At 42.6% G+C, this 20,393-nt stretch carries 21 protein-coding genes and 1 riboswitch; of the genes, 20 read left to right on the top strand and 1 reads right to left on the bottom strand.

Annotated elements, in window-relative coordinates:
- Window positions 1–62 precede the first annotated feature (62 nt).
- The 13 genes from ACIPK1_RS16670 (at window position 63) to ACIPK1_RS16610 (ending at window position 12,741) form a co-directional block, all read left to right on the top strand.
- The gene (locus ACIPK1_RS16670; protein ID WP_016621009.1) at window positions 63–692 is read left to right on the top strand and encodes a lysozyme family protein; all 630 of its coding nucleotides are present in this window, start codon (window positions 63–65) and stop codon (window positions 690–692) included.
- Between the two features lie 157 nt (window positions 693–849).
- Window positions 850–2,685, top strand: a complete 1,836-nt coding sequence (gene dnaG / locus ACIPK1_RS16665; RefSeq protein ID WP_008381016.1) for a DNA primase — start codon at window positions 850–852, stop codon at window positions 2,683–2,685.
- 23 nt (window positions 2,686–2,708) lie between these two features.
- On the top strand, window positions 2,709–3,815 hold the full coding sequence (rpoD, locus tag ACIPK1_RS16660; RefSeq protein ID WP_005229298.1) for an RNA polymerase sigma factor RpoD: 1,107 nt from the start codon (window positions 2,709–2,711) through the stop codon (window positions 3,813–3,815).
- 309 nt (window positions 3,816–4,124) lie between these two features.
- Window positions 4,125–6,014 carry a cell division site-positioning protein MapZ family protein gene (locus tag ACIPK1_RS16655; RefSeq protein ID WP_086332197.1) on the top strand — a complete coding sequence of 630 codons (1,890 nt, stop codon included), beginning with the start codon at window positions 4,125–4,127 and terminating at the stop codon, window positions 6,012–6,014.
- Window positions 6,015–6,132: 118 nt separating this feature from the next.
- Window positions 6,133–6,840 (top strand): AzlC family ABC transporter permease, encoded by a 708-nt coding sequence (locus tag ACIPK1_RS16650; protein WP_008381022.1) that lies wholly within the window; start codon window positions 6,133–6,135, stop codon window positions 6,838–6,840.
- A complete protein-coding gene (locus ACIPK1_RS16645; RefSeq protein ID WP_061053905.1) occupies window positions 6,833–7,150 on the top strand; it encodes an AzlD domain-containing protein in 318 nt (105 codons plus the stop codon). Before ACIPK1_RS16650 ends, ACIPK1_RS16645 begins: the two co-directional genes overlap by 8 nt.
- Window positions 7,151–7,184: 34 nt before the next feature.
- On the top strand, window positions 7,185–8,048 hold the full coding sequence (locus ACIPK1_RS16640; protein WP_008381026.1) for a S1 RNA-binding domain-containing protein: 864 nt from the start codon (window positions 7,185–7,187) through the stop codon (window positions 8,046–8,048).
- A gap of 109 nt (window positions 8,049–8,157) precedes the next feature.
- Complete coding sequence (locus ACIPK1_RS16635; protein ID WP_005237105.1) at window positions 8,158–8,610, top strand: Fur family transcriptional regulator; 453 nt, start codon at window positions 8,158–8,160, stop codon at window positions 8,608–8,610.
- A gap of 232 nt (window positions 8,611–8,842) precedes the next feature.
- Window positions 8,843–9,733, top strand: a complete 891-nt coding sequence (gene xerD, locus ACIPK1_RS16630) for a site-specific tyrosine recombinase XerD (protein WP_005237104.1) — start codon at window positions 8,843–8,845, stop codon at window positions 9,731–9,733.
- A 14-nt stretch (window positions 9,734–9,747) separates the two neighbouring features.
- Complete coding sequence (locus ACIPK1_RS16625; protein WP_008381030.1) at window positions 9,748–10,497, top strand: segregation/condensation protein A; 750 nt, start codon at window positions 9,748–9,750, stop codon at window positions 10,495–10,497.
- Window positions 10,490–11,074: an SMC-Scp complex subunit ScpB gene (gene scpB, locus ACIPK1_RS16620; protein ID WP_005229316.1), complete on the top strand. Its 585-nt coding sequence runs from the start codon at window positions 10,490–10,492 to the stop codon at window positions 11,072–11,074. The genes ACIPK1_RS16625 and scpB overlap by 8 nt, the downstream gene beginning before the upstream one ends.
- Window positions 11,075–11,076: 2 nt before the next feature.
- Window positions 11,077–11,793 carry a pseudouridine synthase gene (locus ACIPK1_RS16615; RefSeq protein WP_034872188.1) on the top strand — a complete coding sequence of 239 codons (717 nt, stop codon included), beginning with the start codon at window positions 11,077–11,079 and terminating at the stop codon, window positions 11,791–11,793.
- 79 nt (window positions 11,794–11,872) lie between these two features.
- Window positions 11,873–11,997: riboswitch (FMN riboswitch) on the top strand.
- A 150-nt stretch (window positions 11,998–12,147) separates the two neighbouring features.
- The gene (locus ACIPK1_RS16610; protein ID WP_016613081.1) at window positions 12,148–12,741 is read left to right on the top strand and encodes an ECF transporter S component; all 594 of its coding nucleotides are present in this window, start codon (window positions 12,148–12,150) and stop codon (window positions 12,739–12,741) included.
- A 57-nt stretch (window positions 12,742–12,798) separates the two neighbouring features.
- Here ACIPK1_RS16610 and ACIPK1_RS16605 read toward each other — a convergent pair whose 3' ends face one another.
- Entirely contained in the window at window positions 12,799–13,014 is a 216-nt protein-coding gene (locus ACIPK1_RS16605; protein WP_005237096.1) for a ferredoxin, read from the bottom strand.
- Window positions 13,015–13,040: 26 nt separating this feature from the next.
- Here ACIPK1_RS16605 and ACIPK1_RS16600 point away from each other — a divergent pair, with 26 nt between their 5' ends.
- The 7 genes from ACIPK1_RS16600 to ACIPK1_RS16570 all read left to right on the top strand — a co-directional run bounded on the left by ACIPK1_RS16600 (window position 13,041) and on the right by ACIPK1_RS16570 (window position 20,298).
- Entirely contained in the window at window positions 13,041–14,036 is a 996-nt protein-coding gene (locus ACIPK1_RS16600) for a helix-turn-helix domain-containing protein (RefSeq protein ID WP_400451353.1), read from the top strand.
- Complete coding sequence (locus ACIPK1_RS16595) at window positions 14,030–15,412, top strand: RecQ family ATP-dependent DNA helicase (RefSeq protein ID WP_400451352.1); 1,383 nt, start codon at window positions 14,030–14,032, stop codon at window positions 15,410–15,412. Before ACIPK1_RS16600 ends, ACIPK1_RS16595 begins: the two co-directional genes overlap by 7 nt.
- Before the next feature lie 72 nt (window positions 15,413–15,484).
- The gene (locus tag ACIPK1_RS16590) at window positions 15,485–16,111 is read left to right on the top strand and encodes an SAG1386/EF1546 family surface-associated protein (RefSeq protein ID WP_005237087.1); all 627 of its coding nucleotides are present in this window, start codon (window positions 15,485–15,487) and stop codon (window positions 16,109–16,111) included.
- Window positions 16,112–16,215: 104 nt separating this feature from the next.
- Window positions 16,216–16,887, top strand: coding sequence for a (d)CMP kinase (gene cmk / locus ACIPK1_RS16585; RefSeq protein ID WP_005237085.1), 672 nt, complete (start codon window positions 16,216–16,218; stop codon window positions 16,885–16,887).
- Window positions 16,888–17,099: 212 nt separating this feature from the next.
- Window positions 17,100–18,314 carry a 30S ribosomal protein S1 gene (rpsA, locus tag ACIPK1_RS16580; RefSeq protein WP_005229333.1) on the top strand — a complete coding sequence of 405 codons (1,215 nt, stop codon included), beginning with the start codon at window positions 17,100–17,102 and terminating at the stop codon, window positions 18,312–18,314.
- 163 nt (window positions 18,315–18,477) lie between these two features.
- Window positions 18,478–19,788: a ribosome biogenesis GTPase Der gene (der, locus tag ACIPK1_RS16575; protein WP_005237082.1), complete on the top strand. Its 1,311-nt coding sequence runs from the start codon at window positions 18,478–18,480 to the stop codon at window positions 19,786–19,788.
- 234 nt (window positions 19,789–20,022) lie between these two features.
- Window positions 20,023–20,298 carry an HU family DNA-binding protein gene (locus tag ACIPK1_RS16570; protein ID WP_003126821.1) on the top strand — a complete coding sequence of 92 codons (276 nt, stop codon included), beginning with the start codon at window positions 20,023–20,025 and terminating at the stop codon, window positions 20,296–20,298.
- Window positions 20,299–20,393: the final 95 nt, after the last annotated feature.

The following is a 20,393-nucleotide window of genomic DNA, read 5'->3' as shown; positions in this document are numbered from 1 at the left end:
TAGTCAGCCTGTTCATTTCATAGTACGATAGATTCTGACTTAGAAAAGATGGGATGTATTTGATGAGAAAAATTCGACGTTTCCTAGGATTTGTACTGAAGTTTGCGCTCTTGCTGCTGCTGATTGGAGCAGGGGTTTGGGGCTATCGAAACTACACGGCATTGAAAGCTGTCTATGCGTATGAAGCGGAAATCGCACAGCAGACACAAGCCCACGACATCTCTGAATATCAGTCTTTAGCAATGAGTATCATGCTGACGGAGTCAAAAGGACAAGGCAATGATCCGATGCAAAGTTCTGAAAGTGTATATGGAAAACAAAACCAATTTGATACGCCAGAACAAAGCATCGAACAAGGGGTTTCTTATTTAGCCGAGTTGATCGAAAAAGCAGAGCAAATGAACTGTGATCTTTGGACCGCAGTCCAGGCTTATAATTTTGGTACAGATTATATTGATTATGTCGCTGAACGGGGTGGCGTGAACACCTTAGAATTAGCAGAAACATATTCCAGAGAGGTTTTATCCCCGTTATTAGGCAATGATACAGAACAGACCTATCGTTATTGGGGCATTCAATCGGTCTTTTATAATGGCGGTCATTTGTATCACAATGGCGGCAATATGTTCTATGCGGATCTAATAAAATTGAACCGATGGAAAATCGATGTTACGGCAGGGTTCTTTTCCTGATTGTCACAAAATAACTGAAGTAAAAAAGCTTGAAATACAAATAGAATATGGTAAAATCATTATGAGTGATTCCGTCTAATTATTCTTCGCACTGATACCTATTAGTGCGTTTTTTTACCTAATAAACGATGAATACTTACCAAATGGAGGTGAGTGGATGGCACGAATTCCTCAAACGATCATTGACGATATTCGCGAACGCAGCAATATTGTTGATATCGTGGGACAGTATGTCCAGTTAAAGAAATCTGGAAAGAATTATTTTGGTTTGTGTCCCTTCCATAATGAGAAATCACCTTCTTTTTCCGTTGCAGAAGACAAACAAATTTTTCATTGTTTTGGTTGCGGTCGTGGGGGCAATGTTTACGGTTTTTTGCAAGAGCTTGAAGGCATCAGTTTTCCTGAAGCAGTCGTCAAAGTAGCAGAAATGAACGATATTCCTCTTGATCCGCAATACCAGCAATCAGAAGGCATCAATGAAGCGACCTCACAAACGAGTCAATTGATTGCGCTGCATGAAAAAGCCGCCGAGGTCTATCATCACATGTTGGTGAATACGGCTGCTGGCCAAGAAGCGCTTGATTATTTATTGGATCGCGGATTGACGATGGCATTGATCGAAGAATTCAATATTGGTTTTGCGCCGAATGAACGCTCGTTTTTGGAGAAAGTCTTTTTGAATGAACAAGCCAAAGCTGAATTTTTTCCTGATACAGGGCTCTTTGTTCAACGAAACGATGGCTCATTGGCAGACCGCTTTTACCAACGAATCATGTTTCCGATCCGTAATCCTCAAGGAAAAACAATTGGTTTTTCTGGTCGTTGGCTAGCAAGCGAAAAAGTTGGTGATCAAGACCAGCCGAAATATTTAAATAGTCCAGAAACGATCCTTTTCAACAAGCGCGAGGTTCTGTTCAACTTTGACAAAGCACGCCGTGCGATGCGCAAAGATGGCCAAGTGTATTTATTTGAAGGATTTATGGACGTGATTGCCGCTTGGCAGGCAGGAATCGAAAATGGGATCGCCTCAATGGGGACCAGTTTGACCAATCAGCAGATCGCCCATATCGAGCGAGTGGCACAAGAAGTGATTCTTTGTTACGATGGAGATAGTGCAGGGGTTGAAGCGACAAACCGCGGGATCGAGCTTCTGCAAAACAATAGCCGTTTGAAATTATCTGTGGTGCGAGTGCCGGAACGGATGGACCCAGATGAGTATTTGCGCAAATATGGGACAGAAGCTTTTTATAAACTAGCTGTCCACGGCAAAGAAACCGTTTTTGCCTTCAAGATGGATTATCATCGGATGAATCGCAATTTAGCCAATGAGAAGGAGCAACTGGACTATGTCCAAGTTGTTTTAAATGAATTGCAGCGTGTGGATTCTTTGTTGGAGCAAGACCGCTATTTGACTCAGTTGTCTACAGAGTTCAATTTGAGTCGTGAGACCTTGCAGCAGCAGCTTAAGCAAAACCGGCAAGAGCAACGGACGATGCAAGATGTAGCGCCACCGCCGCCAACAGACACCCCTGTGGTCTTTACGCCGCCTACACGGCAGCAGCCCAAAACACAGGTGGAAAAAGCGCAAGAATTATTATTGTACCGTTTGTTTCATGACAGTACGTTAAACCATCGCTTCCGAGCGAGTGGTATATCCTTTATCCATGATCGTTATCAACAACTGTATCTGCTGTTTGATGCGTATATGGAAACAGAAGAACACTTTGTTTTAGCAAAGTTCTTAGATTTTTTAAAAGAAGATTCAATGAAAAAAATGGTGATCGATATTGCAGATCTTAAAGCTTCTGAGGAAGGGACTGAACAAGAATTTCAGGACATTCTGCAGGTCTTTCAAAAGTCGGGCATTGCTGAAGAAATCAATCAAAAACGAATCCAGCAGCAAGAAGCAAGACAAATAGGAAACCAGCAATTAGAACTTGAACTTGCAATCGAAATCATTGATTTGACCAAACGGTTGAAACAAGCTAAATAGCGAACTGAAAGGGGCTTTCTTTCATGGCAGAAGAAACAAAAAAAACGTATGACAAAGCAGTTGCCGAATACATCCGAGAAAACAAAACAAAGGGGCAAGTTGTTTACGATGACATTACCAATCGTTTAGCAACGCCTTATACTTTGGATGCTGATGCAATGGACAAACTAATTCAAAAACTGGAGGATTCCGGCATCAGTGTCGTGGATGAAAATGGAGAGCCTTCAGTCCATAGTTTAAAGAGTAATGAAAAACGACAAGAAACCCAACCTCAAGAAGATTTGTCTGCACCGACTGGTGTGAAAATCAATGACCCTGTGCGGATGTACTTGAAAGAGATCGGTCGGGTACCGCTTTTGACCGCAGAAGAAGAAGTGGCTCTCGCTCTGAAAATCGAAGAAGGCGACCAAGAAGCGAAACAGCGTTTGGCAGAAGCCAACTTACGTTTGGTAGTCAGCATCGCCAAACGTTATGTGGGTCGGGGAATGCAATTTCTTGATTTGATCCAAGAAGGAAACATGGGCTTGATGAAAGCCGTTGAGAAATTTGATTATCGCAAAGGGTTTAAATTCTCGACCTATGCGACCTGGTGGATCCGTCAAGCGATCACTCGTGCCATCGCTGACCAAGCTCGAACCATTCGGATCCCAGTGCATATGGTGGAAACCATCAACAAATTGATTCGTATCCAACGGCAATTATTGCAAGACTTAGGACGCGAACCGACACCAGAAGAAATCGGCGCAGAAATGGATTTGCCAACGGAAAAAGTTCGTGAAATCTTGAAGATCGCTCAAGAGCCCGTTTCATTAGAAACACCAATCGGTGAAGAAGATGATTCTCATCTAGGTGATTTTATTGAGGACCAAGATGCTACAAGTCCGGCAGAGCATGCGGCTTATGAGCTTTTGAAAGAGCAATTAGAAGATGTATTGGATACGTTAACTGACCGTGAAGAAAATGTGCTACGCTTGCGTTTCGGAATCGATGATGGCCGTACTCGGACCTTAGAAGAAGTCGGCAAAGTCTTTGGGGTAACCAGAGAACGGATTCGTCAGATTGAAGCAAAAGCGTTACGGAAACTACGCCACCCATCTCGTTCAAAACAATTGAAAGATTTCTTAGAATAATTAAGGTTTATTGACTTTCCAAAGACCCCCTTTGGAAAGTCTTTTTTGTTCAGGTTTTGTCATCTCTCCATAGGATAAGTAAAGAACTTAATAAAAACGTAACCAAGCAAGTGTTGGCTAATTGCCTAGAATGTGATAAATTTAATTTTGTGCATCTGCACAATTGAGTAATAAAAAAGAAATGCGAAAAAAGACCCATTATTTGTCGGTCTTTGAAATAGGAAGCAGTGGGCGCATCAAGCGTTTGATCTGGTAGGGTACTGCTTCATAGAAGGAAATGCAAAAAACAAAAGGAGTCAGTTTGAATCAATGAAGAAGACATGTCCTGAATGTGGATTTCAAGCAATAGAAGAAACACCCGTTTGTCCCAATTGCGGGTTTCAATGGAACCAAGCAAAGGAGAATGAACAGGAACCATCATCTGACTCTTCCGTTACGCCAGAAGAGCTACAAAACAAAAACGATGATATTCGCTGGTCTGACTTTAAAAATGTTCCGATTGGAAAAATGGAGGAGCACTTAGGCGATCGGCCATCCTCGAATGAAGAAACGATCGACCTTGCACAGCAAGAGGCTTTTTCTGATGAGCAAAAAACAACACTTGAATCAGAGTCTAAACAAGAACCAAAAACAGTGGAAAACTCTGAGTCTACAGAAGAACACACAATTTCAGCCAGTGAAGAAGTTAATGAGACCGATGCACTGAGTACGGATGAACAGCATGACTCTGAGATTTTGGCCGCTTATATCCGACAGCACAAACTTGATGAAGAAGCAAAGGCAGCAGCTGCTCTAGAAGCAGAAGAAACCGCCATTGATCTTTCCTCTGCTGAAGAGGAAAGTCAGATGCAAGCCAGCGAGGAACCTCTGCCGTCAAGCGAGGAGGAAGTGGTGACGGAGCCAGTTATTGAAGAAGCTGAGAAGCAGCCAGAACCAGTCATCGATCCAATTCCTGAACCAATCACCGCAGCGGATGAAACGCCACAAAAGGCGACTGCTGAAGAAGAAACATCTTCTTCCAGTGAAAGCAAGAAGAGCCCTCGCAAAGCACTCTATATTACAGCGGCTTGTTTGTTAGTGGCAGCGGGTGGTGGTTGGGCTTATTACTATCAACAGCAGCAACAAGAAACTGCCCGACAAACGCAACAGGCGCAAGAGAACCGTACGTTAGATCAGATCGAAAATGAGTTGAATGATTTTTATACAAATGATGAGCGAGTGTTCATTAAAAGCGACAAAACAGCAGAACAGCTGACGGCTGTGACGAATCAGTTGGCAGATTTTCAAGACCACGAACGATACGATATCTTGTCACAAGAAGCAGAGACAATTGCTGACAAATTAGCAGCTTTGACAGAGATCAATAGCTATTTCAGCAGTCCTGCAGTTGTGGAGGATCAGTTGGAAGAAGTCTCGTTGAAAGAAGCGACTGCTGTCACAATGGCGAAGCGTGAGAATGGGGATGCCTTTGATGAGTTGATCAATCAAGCCATCGACATGGGACAAAAAGAGTTCAGCGCGATCGAGGAAGTTCAAAATGCAGTGAAGAGCATGGTGGCTTTAAGTGGTGACGGTGAAGCACCGGCGAGTGTCACTCGTGAGAACTACAATGCCTTGATGAAAAAAATCCAAGCTTTGCCAATCGATTCACTGGTTGAAAGTCTTACGACGGAACTACGTAAAGTCGATACTGCCTTGACGAAGCGTGAAACAGCTACCCAACAAGCAGCGGCGCAACAACAAGCTGCCCAAGAAGCAGCACAAGCGGCGGCTTCCGAGAACAACGCTTCCGCTTCGAGCAGCGGATCTACAAGCGCTGCGACGCCCGCGCAAAGTACTTCTGAAGAAGAGTATGTGCTTTCGCCGGATACACCAACAAATACCAACAATCAGCCAATTATTCCAGCCCGCCAAAGTGATTTGAATGATGTAAACAATAGCGCCTGGGTGTGGGCAGATGGTGTCCAAGAAAAAATCATCGCCACAGCGATTGCTCGCGGTTATGTGGTAGAAGGCGGCTATACTTTTGAACGTGTACGAATCGTCAATGGTGAAGGCTATTACAATTTTTATGCGACAAATGCCCAAGGCAGCTTGCTTAAAGGAACGGATGATTCAGCGTTCCCGCTATACTTATTTACGGTAAACGCCAAAACTGGCTATTTCAGAGGCAATGGGAACGATCACACCGTTCGCTAAGTCTCCTGAGACACTAGAAAATTTTCAGAGTTATTACATGCACATGTGAAAAATACTTGTTTCCCCTCCTTGTTTTCGATATGATGAGAGATAATCGTTCAAACAAGGAGGGGTTTTTGTGCAGAAAATTGAGAGATATGATCGGTTTGAAGACGGGGTCATTGCTTGTGTACCAACGATTCTTGGGTACCTGGGCATTGGTTTTGCAATGGGGGTTGTGGGAAAAGGCGTTGGGTTGTCTATTCTAGAAATTATTTTAATGTCTATTATTGTTTATGCTGGCAGTGCTCAATTTATCATTTGCGCCTTACTAGCGATTCAAGCACCTTTCATGACAATCGTCGCAACAGTTTTTTTAGTGAATTTACGACACTTTTTAATGAGTTTGTCAGTAGCTTCCTATTTTAAAAAGACACCGTTGCTTTCTGCCATTGGTATCGGGACACTTTTGACTGATGAGTCCTATGGCGTTTTGACGACGGCATTGCAACAAGACAAACCAGTCACAGCAAAATGGACCCACGGGTTGAACGTAATGGCTTATTTGAGTTGGATTTTTGCGACGTTTTTGGGTGGTTTATTGGGTTCCTTTATTCCAGATCCAGAAGCGTTAGGCTTAGATTTTGCCTTAGTAGCTATGTTTGTTGGTCTTTTTTTATTTCAAGTAGAGCGACCGCTTAAGAAGAAAACCCAGCAAACGCTCTTGATACTAGGGACAGTTGTGGGGACCTTGATTTTATTTATGCGTTTTTCGACCGCAGAGATTGCGGTAATTGCGGCGACACTGGCAGGATGTTTGGTTGGGACGGTGACACACCATGACTAATTTTGTTATACTGATGCTAGTATGTGGATTGGTTACTTGGCTTCCGCGGATCGTTCCTTTTTTATTTTCTAAGAAGCTCGTCTTCCCGGAAACTTTCACCGTTTTTTTGAGTTATTTACCGTTGTGTATTTTGGCGGCATTGTTGGTGCAAAATTTACTGACCTTTCGTGAAGGCCAATTCCCCATTTTGAAAGTTAAAGAAACCATTGCCTGTATCCCGGCATTATTGGTGGGGTATTATACCAAAGATTTGATGAAAATCGTTATCACAGGCGTTATTGCTATGGCGCTGTTGCGTTTCTTTTTATAGGAACGAGCAGTTTTAAAGAAAAAGGAGAGAATAGATGAAAGACTTATTAGCATCCGTATTCAGCGGATTGATCATTGATGAAAACGAACAGAATTATTTTGTTCAAAAAGGCGGGGTTACCTTCCGACTAGCCAAGGAAGAAGGCGAACATCATTTAGGTGAAGCCGTCGAAGGGTTTGGCTATCAAAATCAAAAGCAAGAAAATGTGCTCACTACGAATATTCCGAAAAGCCGCAAAGGGCATTATGCCTTTGGTACAGTCACAGGAAGCCGTCGCGACTTAGGCGTTTTCGTCGATATCGGTTTGAAAGACAAAGATATGGTGGTTTCATTAGATGAATTGCCAACAATGCGGGAACTTTGGCCCAAAAAAGGCGACCGTTTGATGGTCAGCTTGCGGGTCGATGACAAAGAGCGTATTTGGGCTTCATTAGCAGATGAGAAAATTTTTAAGGCATTGAGCAAAAATGGTACGGAGCAAATGAAGAATCAAGATGTTACAGGTAGCGTGTACCGTTTGAAGTTAGCGGGTACTTACTTGCTGACGGATGATTTTTATATTGGCTTCGTCCATCCATCAGAACGGTATCAAGAGCCGCGCCTTGGGGAAGTGGTCAAAGGGCGAGTGATTGGGATTCGTCCAGATGGTGTCTTGAACCTTTCATTGAAACCAAGAGCCCACGAGGCGATCTCAAATGATGCCGCCATGGTTCTAACCTTTTTAGAACGAGCACCTGAGAACAAAATTCCTTTCACCGACAAATCAGCCCCAGAAGAGATTTTGCAAACATTTGGTATTAGTAAAGGCCAATTTAAACGGGCATTAGGAACCTTGATGAAACAGCGTTTGATTGAGCAAAAAGACGGCTTTACGATTCTTATCAAAAAACCTAATTGAGAATACTTGTTTCTTTTATCGTTCTAATTTATAATGATTACAATGTTTGTCTTGAGTGATTTTCACTCAGATTAGAATCGTTATAAATTAACGGCATACGGAGGCAACTATGAACACAACAGCAGCGTTAAAAAAGACCAAGAAACAATTGCACGAGTCGGGGTTTAAATTAACTCCTCAGCGAGAAGCGACGTTGTTGGTCTTATTAGAAAATGAGAAAGACCATTTATCCGCAGAAGAGATTTTCTTTTTTGTGCGAAAAAAAAATTCTGAGATTGGCTTGGCAACCGTCTATCGAACATTGGAGATCTTAACGGATCTGAAAATTGTCGATAAAGTCAGCTTTAATGACGGTGTCGCTCGCTATGATCTACGTAAAGAAGGTGCCAAACACTTTCATCATCACTTGTTGTGTTTGGAATGCGGCAATATTGAAGAAGTCGAAGAGGATCTGCTGGGCAGTGTCGAAGAGATCGTTGAACAAAAGTACCATTTTTTAGTAAAGGATCATCGGTTGACCTTTCATGGTGTCTGTCAAAAGTGCCAAAGCAAAGCCGAGTGATTGTACTTTGGCGATCTTAAATAAACGTTTGTTATCACCCGAATGATAGTCAGATGGTTTCCAATAGGAAGAGTGCTCTTTTTTCCGATTTGAAAGAAACCGAAAAATCTGCTATGATTCGGGTGTTTCCTTGGGCAAAAGATACGGGTAGATGCCTCTTTTTTATTGGCAAGCTACTATCTTAACGAGCCAGAATTTGATATGATAAAAAAGCTGAAAGTAGAGGAAGCCCATGAACGAACAAATCATTGATTATCTTCATTATTTGACCATTGAGCGCGGGCTATCCCAAAATACCCGTGCCAGCTACCAGCGAGATCTGCAACAGTATCTTGCGTTTTTACAAAAAAAACAAGTCACTCAGTGGCAGCAGATCGACCGAGTGATCGTTTTGTCTTTTTTGCAAAGTCTGCAAGAAGCGGGAAAATCCTCGGCAACCGTGATTCGGATGGTTTCCAGTTTGCGAAGGTTCCATCAATTTTTGCGTCAAGAACGGTTTACCGATCATGATCCAATGCAGCATATTGATTCACCAAAAAAACAGCAGAAGCTGCCTGATACCTTGAGTTTACAAGAAGTGGAGCGGTTGATCGAAACACCGGATACGCGAGCAGTTTTGGGCATCCGTGACCGAGCGATTTTGGAAGTTATGTATGCGACGGGCTTGCGCGTCAGTGAGTTGATCGGGTTAAAATTAAACGATCTGCATTTAAGTATGGGATTGTTGCAAACAACCGGAAAAGGCGACAAAGAACGGATCGTTCCATTAGGGGACTTAGCGATTCAATGGATCGAAACCTATCTCAGCGATGCGCGTCCGTATTTGACGAGAAAAACGCCGGATGAAAGCCATCTGTTTGTAAACAACCATGGTACGCAACTGTCTCGTCAAGGGATCTGGAAAAATTTAAAAGCCTTGGTTCGACAAGCTGGGATCACCAAGAATGTGACTCCCCATACGCTGCGCCATAGTTTTGCGACCCATCTATTAGAAAACGGGGCAGATCTACGAACGGTTCAAGAGTTGCTAGGGCACGCAGACATCTCGACCACTCAGATTTACACGCATATAACGAAGAAACGGATGACGGAAGTGTACAAGCAGCACTTTCCGCGCGCCTAGAAATCGAGGATGGAATGGAAGAAATCAAAATAAAATTAGCTGTCTTTGAAGGACCGTTGGATTTGCTGCTTCATTTGATCAAAAAACTGGAGATCGATGTTTATGATATTCCAGTTGCTACCATCACCGAACAATACATGCAGTACATCCATGCCATGAAAATTTTAGAATTAGAAGTCGCTGGAGAGTATTTAGTCATGGCGGCGACTTTGATGGCGATCAAAAGCCAGATGCTGTTGCCTAAACAAGAGTTGATTGCTGAAGTCGAAGAGTACGAAGAAGATCCGCGGGATATGCTGGTGGCACAACTGCTAGAATACCGAAAATTTAAGTACGCAGCCGAACAGCTTTCAGAAAAAGCGGAAGAGCGCAGTTTGTATTACACGAAAGATCCGATGGATGTCGATGAATACAAAGAGGAAGAAGATCAATTAAGAGCCAATCAATTCAACACGATCGATCTCTTTTTGGCTTTTCAAAAAATGATCGAGAAAAAGAAAAATCGCCAAGTACTAGAAACCAAGATTTCTCCTGATGAAAGCACCATCGATGAAAAGATGGCGGCGATTCAGTTGGAGATGCAACATGTGAGTGCTAAAAAAGGCCGCAGCTTTGATTCGTTTTTTACTTCTTACAATAAAACAGAAGTTGTGGTAACCTTTATGGCACTGTTAGAATTAATGAAAAAAGGAACGATTCGAGTAGAGCAATCAGACAATTATGCGTCGATTCTGCTCTACCCAACAGGTAAAGAAGATGAGTAAATATAGTGAATTAGAAGCGATCTTATTCGTCGTCGGTGATGAGGGGATCGGACTTGAAGAACTGAGTTATTTAGTCAAAAGTAATACTGCCAGTGTCTATCAGCATTTGCAGGAACTAAATCAGCAATATGAAGAAAATGAACATACCGCGTTGCATATTCTAGAAGTTGGCAATCATTTTATTTTAACCACTAAAAAGCAATTTGCCCCTTTATTGAAGAAATACGCCGAATCACCGATGGGGAGTTCATTGTCGCAAGCCGCTTTGGAAACTTTGTCGATCATTGCTTATAAGCAACCGATCACTCGGATGGAAGTAGAAGAGATTCGCGGCGTTCAATCCAGCGGTTCGGTCCAAAAACTGGTGGCAAAGCGGCTGATTGAAGAAAAGGGACGCGTGGACGGACCAGGACGAGCGATCCTATACGGTACGACGGAATACTTTATGGATTATTTTGGCTTAAAAAGTTTGGCTGAATTGCCTGACATCCAATCAATGGAAGATGAACTTGAAGAAGATGCACCGTTTGATCTTTTTTACGACCGCTACAAACAAGCAGAAACAGAAGGAGAATGAAGATGGAACGTTTGCAAAAAGTGATTGCCCATGCCGGCATCACCTCAAGAAGAAAAGCTGAAGGATTGATAACCGAAGGACGTGTGCGAGTCAATGGACAAGTAATCAAAGAATTAGGGGTCCAAGTCGGTTCAAAAGACGTCGTTGAAGTGGACGGCGTTCCGATCGAACAAGAACAACATGTCTATTATCTGTTCTATAAACCTCGTGGCGTGATCTCAGCTGTAACAGATGATAAAAAACGCAAAGTCGTTTTGGATTATTTTGCTGAAGTCCCTGAACGGGTGTATCCAGTCGGCCGCTTGGACTATGATACCTCCGGTTTGCTGCTACTGACAAATGATGGGGAATTATCACAGACACTGATGCATCCAAAACACGAAGTCGAAAAAGTGTATGTTGCCAAGGTCAAAGGCATTGCGGATAAAAAGCAACTGCTCCCATTGACAAAAGGAATTCGGATCGAAGGGCGTAAGACCGCGCCTGCTCGCTTTGAAATCTTATCGACAGACCAAACGGCACAATCTAGTATTGTGCAATTGACGATCCACGAAGGTCGCAATCATCAAGTCAAAAACATGCTAAAAGCAGTTGGTTTGCCTGTGCAAAAACTAAAACGGGAAAACTATGGTCCGTTAGATTTAAAAGGTCTTCGTCCAGGGGAATACCGAGAGTTGTCGAAGAAAGAAGTCAGCCAGCTGAAAAACAGTGCAAAATAGTTGAAAAGTATCTGAAAACGTAACTATTGTTAATTTTTAGATTTTGTGTATAATAGAACATGTAATAAATAGAATAAAGGTTCGTCTTCAGGGGCAGGGTGCAATTCCCGACCGGTGGTTATAGTCCACGACCTATTTCTTCGGAAATAGCTGAATCGGTGAAATTCCGATACCGACAGTACAGTCTGGATAAAGAAGATAGAGCGTATTTGATTTGCTTATGGCTATTTCGAATGCCCTCTTTTTTCCCTGTGGAAAAAAGAGGGCATTTTTTGTCTGGCGCCGACAAGAAAGCCGAGGAAATTTAATAGGTTCGTTTGAAGAGGAATCCTGAACTTAGGAGGATTTATACTGATGAACAACAAAACAAGAAAAATGGTGACGATCGCCATGTGTGCTGCTATGGGAACAATTTTGCAATTTATCGCTTTTCCAATTTTTCCGGCATTCAGCTTTTTAAAGATCGATTTTAGTGATATTCCCGTGATGATCATGATGTTTTTATTTGGTCCTTGGAGTGGGGTAGTGACTGCCTTCATTCGTTCGGTCCTGCATTTGTTCTTATCTGGTTTTTCACCTGCTGATATGGTGGGAGATACGGCAAGCTTTTTAGCATCATGTGCCTTTACTTTGCCAATGTACTACTTTTTCCGCAAAGGTATCCACACCAAAAACAAAATGGTTGGTGTCATCAGCGGTATCTTGTCGGTAACGATTTTTATGAGTGTGGCGAACCTATTTGTGATCACACCGCTTTATCTACGCTTTTTCGGGGTCACAGCCGATCAATTTTTAGGGATGTCTTTGCCGCAATATGTGGCGATCGGGATTTTACCCTTCAATTTGGTTAAAGGAGCGATCGTCAGTGCCGTCTTTTTAGCACTACATGCCAAACTGCTCCCATGGTTGGCTCGTAAGCAGCCCCATCATTCTGCTATAGGAAAATAAAAAATGAGCCGACTTGCTGTGGCAGACGAAAGGTCTGTTAATGGCAGGTCGACTTTTTTATTTTTCTATAAGGATCGCTCTGGTGGGGCATTTGCGATAAGCAGTTTTGACTTTTTCTTGTTGTTCTTCTATGATAAACTGTTGCCGTGCACTCGGTTCTTGGGCAAATAAAACGATCCCATCTTCATCATAATCGAAGATCTCGGGAGCATAGATCGCACATAGTCCACAAGCAATGCAGCGCTCAGGAACAATTTTACAGCGTTGTGACATTTTTTAGTCCTTTCTGGGAGGAAGATATGGATTCTTTTATTTTAGCGCTGTTTTCTGATACTGACAAGTTGCGTCCATCGACACTTTATCAAATTCTCATTGGTAAGCGCACTAGCTCTGTCTTGAGTTATGCCTTTTTTTATGATCGATTAGGTCTTTTTCAAGCGTTGCCACAGTTGAATGAGAGGGAGTATCAACAGACGATCGCTGACTTGATCCAACAAGGGATGCTAAGTCGAGATTCAGATGGTCTGCTGCTCAAAAGGACCGCTGCAAATTATGAACAGTCAAGAGAAATGTTGTTGCATCATACGGATTATTTTCGGTATGGACGAACGACGGAGGAGGCGTGGCGTTTTGTCCGACTGCTGGTTCAAGCAGCTGCATATCAAGAGGTGACGAATCAGTATATTCCTGTTGAGAACACGCCTTTATATACAGAACCTGTGCGTCGACTGATCCATCAATACCCTGAAATCAAAAAGATCACTCATCGAGAACTTTCGGCAGTTTTTGCCCAACTTCCCGCAGAAGTCGCAGATTTTTTAGCGGGTACCTTATCTGGTCCTGATCTTCTGGGGCAGGCGTTTTTCCAACTTTTGCCAGAATCTGTACAAGGTAAGCCTTGGGACAATCTTTATGTAGGAGCTGCGATCCATCAATTTTTAGCCTTGGTTGAAAAAGAGTCTCAGATGGTTCTGTTTCAAGGATTGTCGCCTTTTCTAAATAGGAATCTGAATCAAAGTATGCTGGAAAGTCGTGCATTGTTCTTGCAAGGAGCTTCTGTTGAGCAGATCATGGAAAAAAGAAGGATCAAACGAGGAACCGTTAATGATCATTTGATTGAGTGGGCACTGCTTGATCCGACATTTCCGTATCAGCGCTTTGATACATTATTGCTGAATAAGCTGCCAGAAACTTCTTGGAAAAACAGCTATCAAGAATTACAGGAGCTTCTTACGACTGATTTTTTGACGATCCGTTTGTTACAGATTGCTCAGAAACGGGGGATTCGATGTTAGAAAACGCACTGAATCAGTACTTTGGCTTCAAAACATTTCGTCAAGGACAAAAAGAAGTCATCGAAAGTGTTTTAGCGCAGCAAGATACGTTAGCGATTTTGCCTACCGGGAATGGCAAAAGTCTCTGTTATCAGCTGCCAGGGTACCTCATAGATGGCATCGTAATCATTATCTCACCGCTTGTTTCTTTAATGGAAGATCAAGTCTATGGCCTACAAAAGCAAGGGGAAAAACGCGCGATTGCGTTTAATAGTCAACTGGACCTTGCCGATCGTCACTATGTGATGCAGCATTTATCGCAGTACAAATTTTTGTTTTTAAGTCCAGAAATGATCGTGCAAGAAGCCATTTTGCAACAACTCGAACGAGCTAAGATCGCTATGCTCTTGGTGGATGAAGCTCATTGTGTTTCCCAATGGGGCATTGATTTTCGACCAGAGTACTTGCAGCTTGGTGAAGTAAAAAAACGGTTGAAGGCACCCGTCACATTAGCATTGACGGCTACTGCCACGGCGCAAGTCGAAGCAGATATTCGGCAAGTGTTGTTAGCAAAGAACGCCAATGTCTACCGTTATTCGATGAACCGCAGCAATATCGGCTTGTTCGTAGAGAAAACGTCAGACAAAGATGCGGCATTGGCAGACTATCTCAGCCGCTTAGGCGGGGCTGGGATCATCTATTGTTCCACAAGAAGCAAAGTCGAAGAAGTCTATAACAAACTGCGTCAGCGCTATTCGGTAGGCTATTATCATGGTGGTCTAGCGAGCGATCAAAGAAAAACGTTGCAGCAGCAGTTTTCTCAGAATAAACTAAAATTGCTCGTCGCAACCAATGCGTTTGGGATGGGGATCAATAAAGAAGATATTCGTTTTGTGATCCATTATGACTTGCCTGATTCGCTGGAAAACTACAGTCAGGAAATCGGTCGAGCAGGCCGCGATGGCAAACAAAGCAGTGCGATCTTGCTTTATCAGGAACACGATGAGCAGATTCACTACTTCTTTCAGCGAGAAAACAAAGAAGAACGCCGTGCTTTAGAACGAATGGATCAGGAAAAGATGAAAGGACCTTTGACACCGCTGCAAGAAAAATGGCAGCTGAAGATGAAGGAGTTGGGGGCTGCGTTTTGGCTGGAAACGCTAAAACAAAACGAACAGCAAAAGCAAGAACAATTACAAAAAATGTTGGCTTATATTCATTTTACCGGCTGTCGTCGCCAGTTTTTATTGGCGCACTTTGGGGAAGAAGCACCAGCAAATCCTTATTGTTGCGACAATGACGGGATCGAATTGGCAGCGGAAGAAGAGCTTTTAGAAAAAAAAGTCATCCTTCATTGGCAAGAACGTTTAATAAAAATTTTTAAAGATATAAATTGAATCGTATTTTGCAGGACAGTTTTTATTTACCTATGGTATAATACATCGGAAGGAAACTAGGAGGGAATACGAGTGAGCAAGAAAGACAATGACTACAATTCAGAAAATCAAGAACCGTGGGAACAACCAATCTATGATACAGAATACGATGATTCTGCATCAAGATCCCAACAAAGAAAACAAAAGCGTGGGAATTCACTCTTTTTGACGATCGTTTTAGTTTTGCTTTTCTTGATCGTGGCAATTCCGGTTGGTGCCGGTATTTGGGTGTTGAATCATAACAGTGATGCCCCGACCGCAGCAAGTTCGAGCAGTACAGTAGAAAGTACGACAGAATCTTCGACAACTGAGTCATCAACAACGGAATCATCAACTGCTGAATCGACAAGTGAAACGAGTTCGTCAACAAGTGAATCAAGTTCTTCATCAAGCAGTAGCAGTTCTGCACCAGCTTCAACAACGCCATCAAGTAGTAGTGAGCCGGCTCAACAGGAAAACAATGCAGGGCAAGACACTACGCAAAATAATCAAGGGCAAGGAGCGACTGGTACCGAGGAATACACGACGGTGCAAGCAGGTGAAGGTCCTGAACAAGTGGCAGCCCGTACAGGCATCTCAGTTGAAACCCTATATCAATTAAATGGGATTGATCCAAACAACTACATGCTATACCCTGGCGACACATTACGAATTAAATAAAAAACCGCTTTGGCGGTTTTTTTTCTTGGTAGGAAGAAGCCAAGGTGAACGATAAGCAGAAACGATGAAGAATACACATCGTTGGGAAACGAGGAGTAAGAAAAATGAAAAAAATCAACATCGCTATTGATGGTCCGGCGTCATCTGGGAAAAGTACCGTGGCAAAAATCATCGCCAATGATTTAGGGTTTATTTATACAGATACCGGGGCCATGTACCGCAGCATCACGTATTTGGCCTTAAAAAGCGGCTGTTCATTAGAGGATGAAGCGGCGATCGCTGCTTTGATCGATCAATACCCCATCACTTTTGAACCGACTGAACACGGTCAAGAGGTCTTTGCAGGAGGAGAGCAAGTCACAGAAGCGATCCGTCAGCCAGAAGTAACCAACGCAGTTTCGAAGGTATCGGCATACCCTGCGATCCGCGAAAAACTCGTCCAACAACAGCAGATGATCGCTAAAGATGGCGGTGTCGTGATGGATGGCCGCGATATTGGTACGGCGGTTTTACCACAAGCAGAAGTCAAGATTTTTCTGGTAGCAAGTGTGGAAGAACGGGCGCAGCGCCGTTTCAAAGAAAATCAGCAAAAAGGGATCGGTACCGATTATGAAACTTTAAAAGAAGAGATTCAGCAAAGAGATTACTTGGATTCTCATCGGGAAGTCTCCCCTTTGAAACAAGCAACAGATGCCGTTCGAATTGACACCTCCGGTTTAACAATCGAGCAAGTCGTAGAAGCGATCAAAAAAACGATCCAAGAAAAGATCGACTAGCGAAAACAATGGGTGTTCCCCATTGTTTTTTTATTTTTCCTACGAAAAAGATGAAAGCAAGCAAGAAAACAGACGTGAAAAGACTTTTTCAACGAAAAAACCGTAGTTTTTTAGGAAAATAAGAGAAATCGCTTTATTTTTTTTTCATTCTATTTTAAACTAAAAGATGTAGTGCAATTATTGCAGAATTGTTGGTTAGGAGGACATGAGAGATGACAGAATTTGAAAATAATCAGGTTGAGAGTGGAAATGAATCAATGGAAGCCGCTTTAGACAATTTCCAAGAAGTAAAAGTTGGAGATATCGTTAAAGGCGAGGTATTGGCCATTGAGGATAAACAAGCGATCGTAGGGATCGAAGGCGCCGGTGTCGAAGGCGTTGTTCCTGCAAAAGAATTATCGACTTTACCTGTTGAAGACATCAACGAAGCAGTCAAAGTAGGGGATGTCTTAGAATTAGTTGTGATTTCAGCAATTGGGAAAGACAAAGAAAATGGCAGCTATCTCCTTTCTAAACGTCGCTTAGATGCGAAAAAAGTTTGGGAAGATATCGAAAAAGATTTCCAAGAAGGAAAAATCATCGAAGCACCAGTCACCAACGTCGTTAAAGGCGGGTTAGTGGTTGATGTAGGTGTTCGTGGTTTTGTTCCGGCATCAATGGTCGAAGATCATTTTGTTGCGGATTTTGAAGATTACAAAGGGAAAACATTGACCTTTAAAATCGTTGAGATCGAGCCTTCTGAAAACCGCTTGATCCTTTCTCATAAAGCTGTTGTTGAAGCAGAAAAAGCAAAACAAAAAGAAGCGTTATTAGCTGATTTATATGAAGGACAAGAAGTAGAAGGAAAAGTAGCTCGTTTGACTGATTTTGGTGCCTTCGTAGACCTAGGCGGCATCGATGGACTTGTCCATGTCTCTGAAATTTCGCATGGGCATGTGGGCAAACCGAGTGACGTTTTGTCTGTTGGCGATACCGTCAACGTCCGTATCTTATCTGTTGATGCAGACAAAGAACGTGTGTCTCTTTCAATCAAAGACACATTGCCTGGACCTTGGACCAATATCGAAGAACAAGCGGCTGTTGGCAGTGTCTTAACTGGGACTGTTAAACGTTTGACAAGCTTCGGTGCGTTTGTGGAAGTCTTCCCAGGTGTTGAAGGGCTGATCCATATTTCACAAATCTCCCATAAACACATTGCGACACCACATGAAGTCTTACAAGAAGGCGATGAAGTGCAAGTGAAAGTGCTCGAAGTGAACCCTTCAGAACATCGAATTGCATTAAGTATCAAAGCATTAGAAAAAGCCGAAAACACCAATGAAACACAAGAAGTTTCAGAGGATGATTATCAATTGCCAGAAGAATCAACCGGGTTTACCATGGGTGATATCTTAGGCGATGCCTTAAAAGACAGCGACGAAGAGTAATTGTATGCCATCAGCTTATAACGATTCGATGTTTGAATTTGTTATAAGCTGATTTTTTGTTTGCTGGGAAAGCTTGCAACTTTCCATGGCTTTAGGTAAACTAAGTAAGATTGAATACAAGAAGCAGCGTACAAGGACTGCTTTTTTAAATGGAGGGTAAAAAATGTCAAATCCAACAATAGCGATCGTTGGACGTCCGAATGTGGGGAAATCGACCATTTTCAACCGGATAGCTGGAGAACGAATTTCGATCGTTGAGGATACTCCAGGAGTGACCAGAGATCGTATTTATGCCACTGGTGAATGGCTAGGCCGTGAGTTTAGCGTAATCGATACAGGTGGGATCGATTTAAGTGATGAGCCGTTTATGGATCAAATCAAGCATCAAGCAGAAATCGCCATCGATGAAGCAGATGTCATTGTTTTTATTACGAGTGCTCGTGAAGGAGTAACAGATGCGGACGAGCTTGTGGCTCGTTTGTTATACAAAAGCAACAAACCCGTGATTTTAGCGGTCAACAAAGTTGATAATCCCGAGATGCGTAACGATATCTATGAATTCTATGGTTTAGGTCTGGGCGATCCATACCCGATCTCAGGAAGTCATGGATTAGGGATCGGTGATGTTCTTGATGAAGCAGTCAAACACTTCACCAATGAAGCGGAAGAAGAAGACGATTCCATCATCAAGTTTAGTTTGATCGGTCGACCAAACGTCGGGAAATCCTCTTTGATCAATGCGATTCTTGGAGAAGAGCGAGTGATCGTTTCAGATATCGAAGGAACGACTCGTGATGCGATCGATACCCATTTTACTAGCGAAAGCGGTCAAGAATTTACCATGATCGATACCGCCGGCATGCGTAAAAAAGGGAAGGTCTACGAATCTACTGAAAAATACAGTGTCATGCGGGCAATGCGGGCCATTGAACGCTCAGACGTCGTCTTGATGGTCTTGAACGCCGAAGAAGGGATTCGCGAGCAAGACAAACGAATCGCAGGGTATGCCCATGAGGCAGGCCGTGGGATCATTATCGTCGTCAATAAATGGGATACATTGAAAAAAGAAACGAATACGATGCGTGATTTTGAAGAAGAGATCAGAGATGAGTTCCAATATTTGGATTATGCACCAATCATTTTCGTTTCCGCAGTGACGAAACAGCGCTTGAACAAGTTGCCACAATTGATCGAAGAAGTCAGCATGAATCAAAACATGCGTATTCCATCTGCGTTGTTGAATGACGTCATTATGGATGCGGTGGCGATCAACCCAACACCAACAGACAAAGGCAAACGTTTGAAGATTTTTTATGCGACGCAAGTGGCTGTCAAACCGCCAACTTTTGTTATTTTTGTCAACGAAGAAGAACTGATGCATTTCTCTTATGCGCGTTTCTTAGAAAATCAAATCCGCAAGGCATTCACTTTTGAAGGAACGCCGATTCGGATCATTCCACGCAGAAGAAAATAGAGATTTTATCATACTTTGTTTCTTTTTACAAAGAAATCTGTCCTTTTCTAGCAAAATGGGAAAAAACCAAAAAAAAACCCCCTAAAAACGTTAAAATCCTTGATATTACAAGGTTCTTATGATAACGTTATATCAGAATATTGATGGTAATCAATATTTGACAAAAACCTTGGACCACTCAAGATTTTTGTTGATGCATGACATCAAAAAAAATATCAGGAGGTGAAACCATCCATGGCAAATAAAGCAGAATTAATCGAAAAAGTTGCAGCAGCTACTGACTTAACTAAGAAAGATGCAACTGCAGCAGTAGACGCTGTATTCTCAACAATTCAAGACGCTTTAGCTAACGGTGAAAAAGTTCAATTGATCGGCTTTGGTAACTTTGAAGTTCGTTCTCGTGCAGAACGCAAAGGACGCAACCCACAAACTGGTGAAGAAATCAAGATCCCTGCTAGCAAAGTACCTGCATTCAAACCAGGTAAAGCTCTTAAAGACGCAGTGAAATAATGGCTCTTTGTCAATAAGGACTGATGAGTTGTGCAAAATCAAATCTGGGTCAGAATGAACCTCATTCTGGCTCAGATTTTTTGTTATCTTACTTT

This window comes from Enterococcus sp. NPDC086594, assembly GCF_044746145.1.
In the GTDB taxonomy this organism is placed as follows: domain Bacteria; phylum Bacillota; class Bacilli; order Lactobacillales; family Enterococcaceae; genus Enterococcus_D; species Enterococcus_D entomosocium.
The sequence above is the reverse complement of the archived record's forward strand: the minus strand, read 5'-3'. Positions and strand labels throughout refer to the sequence as shown.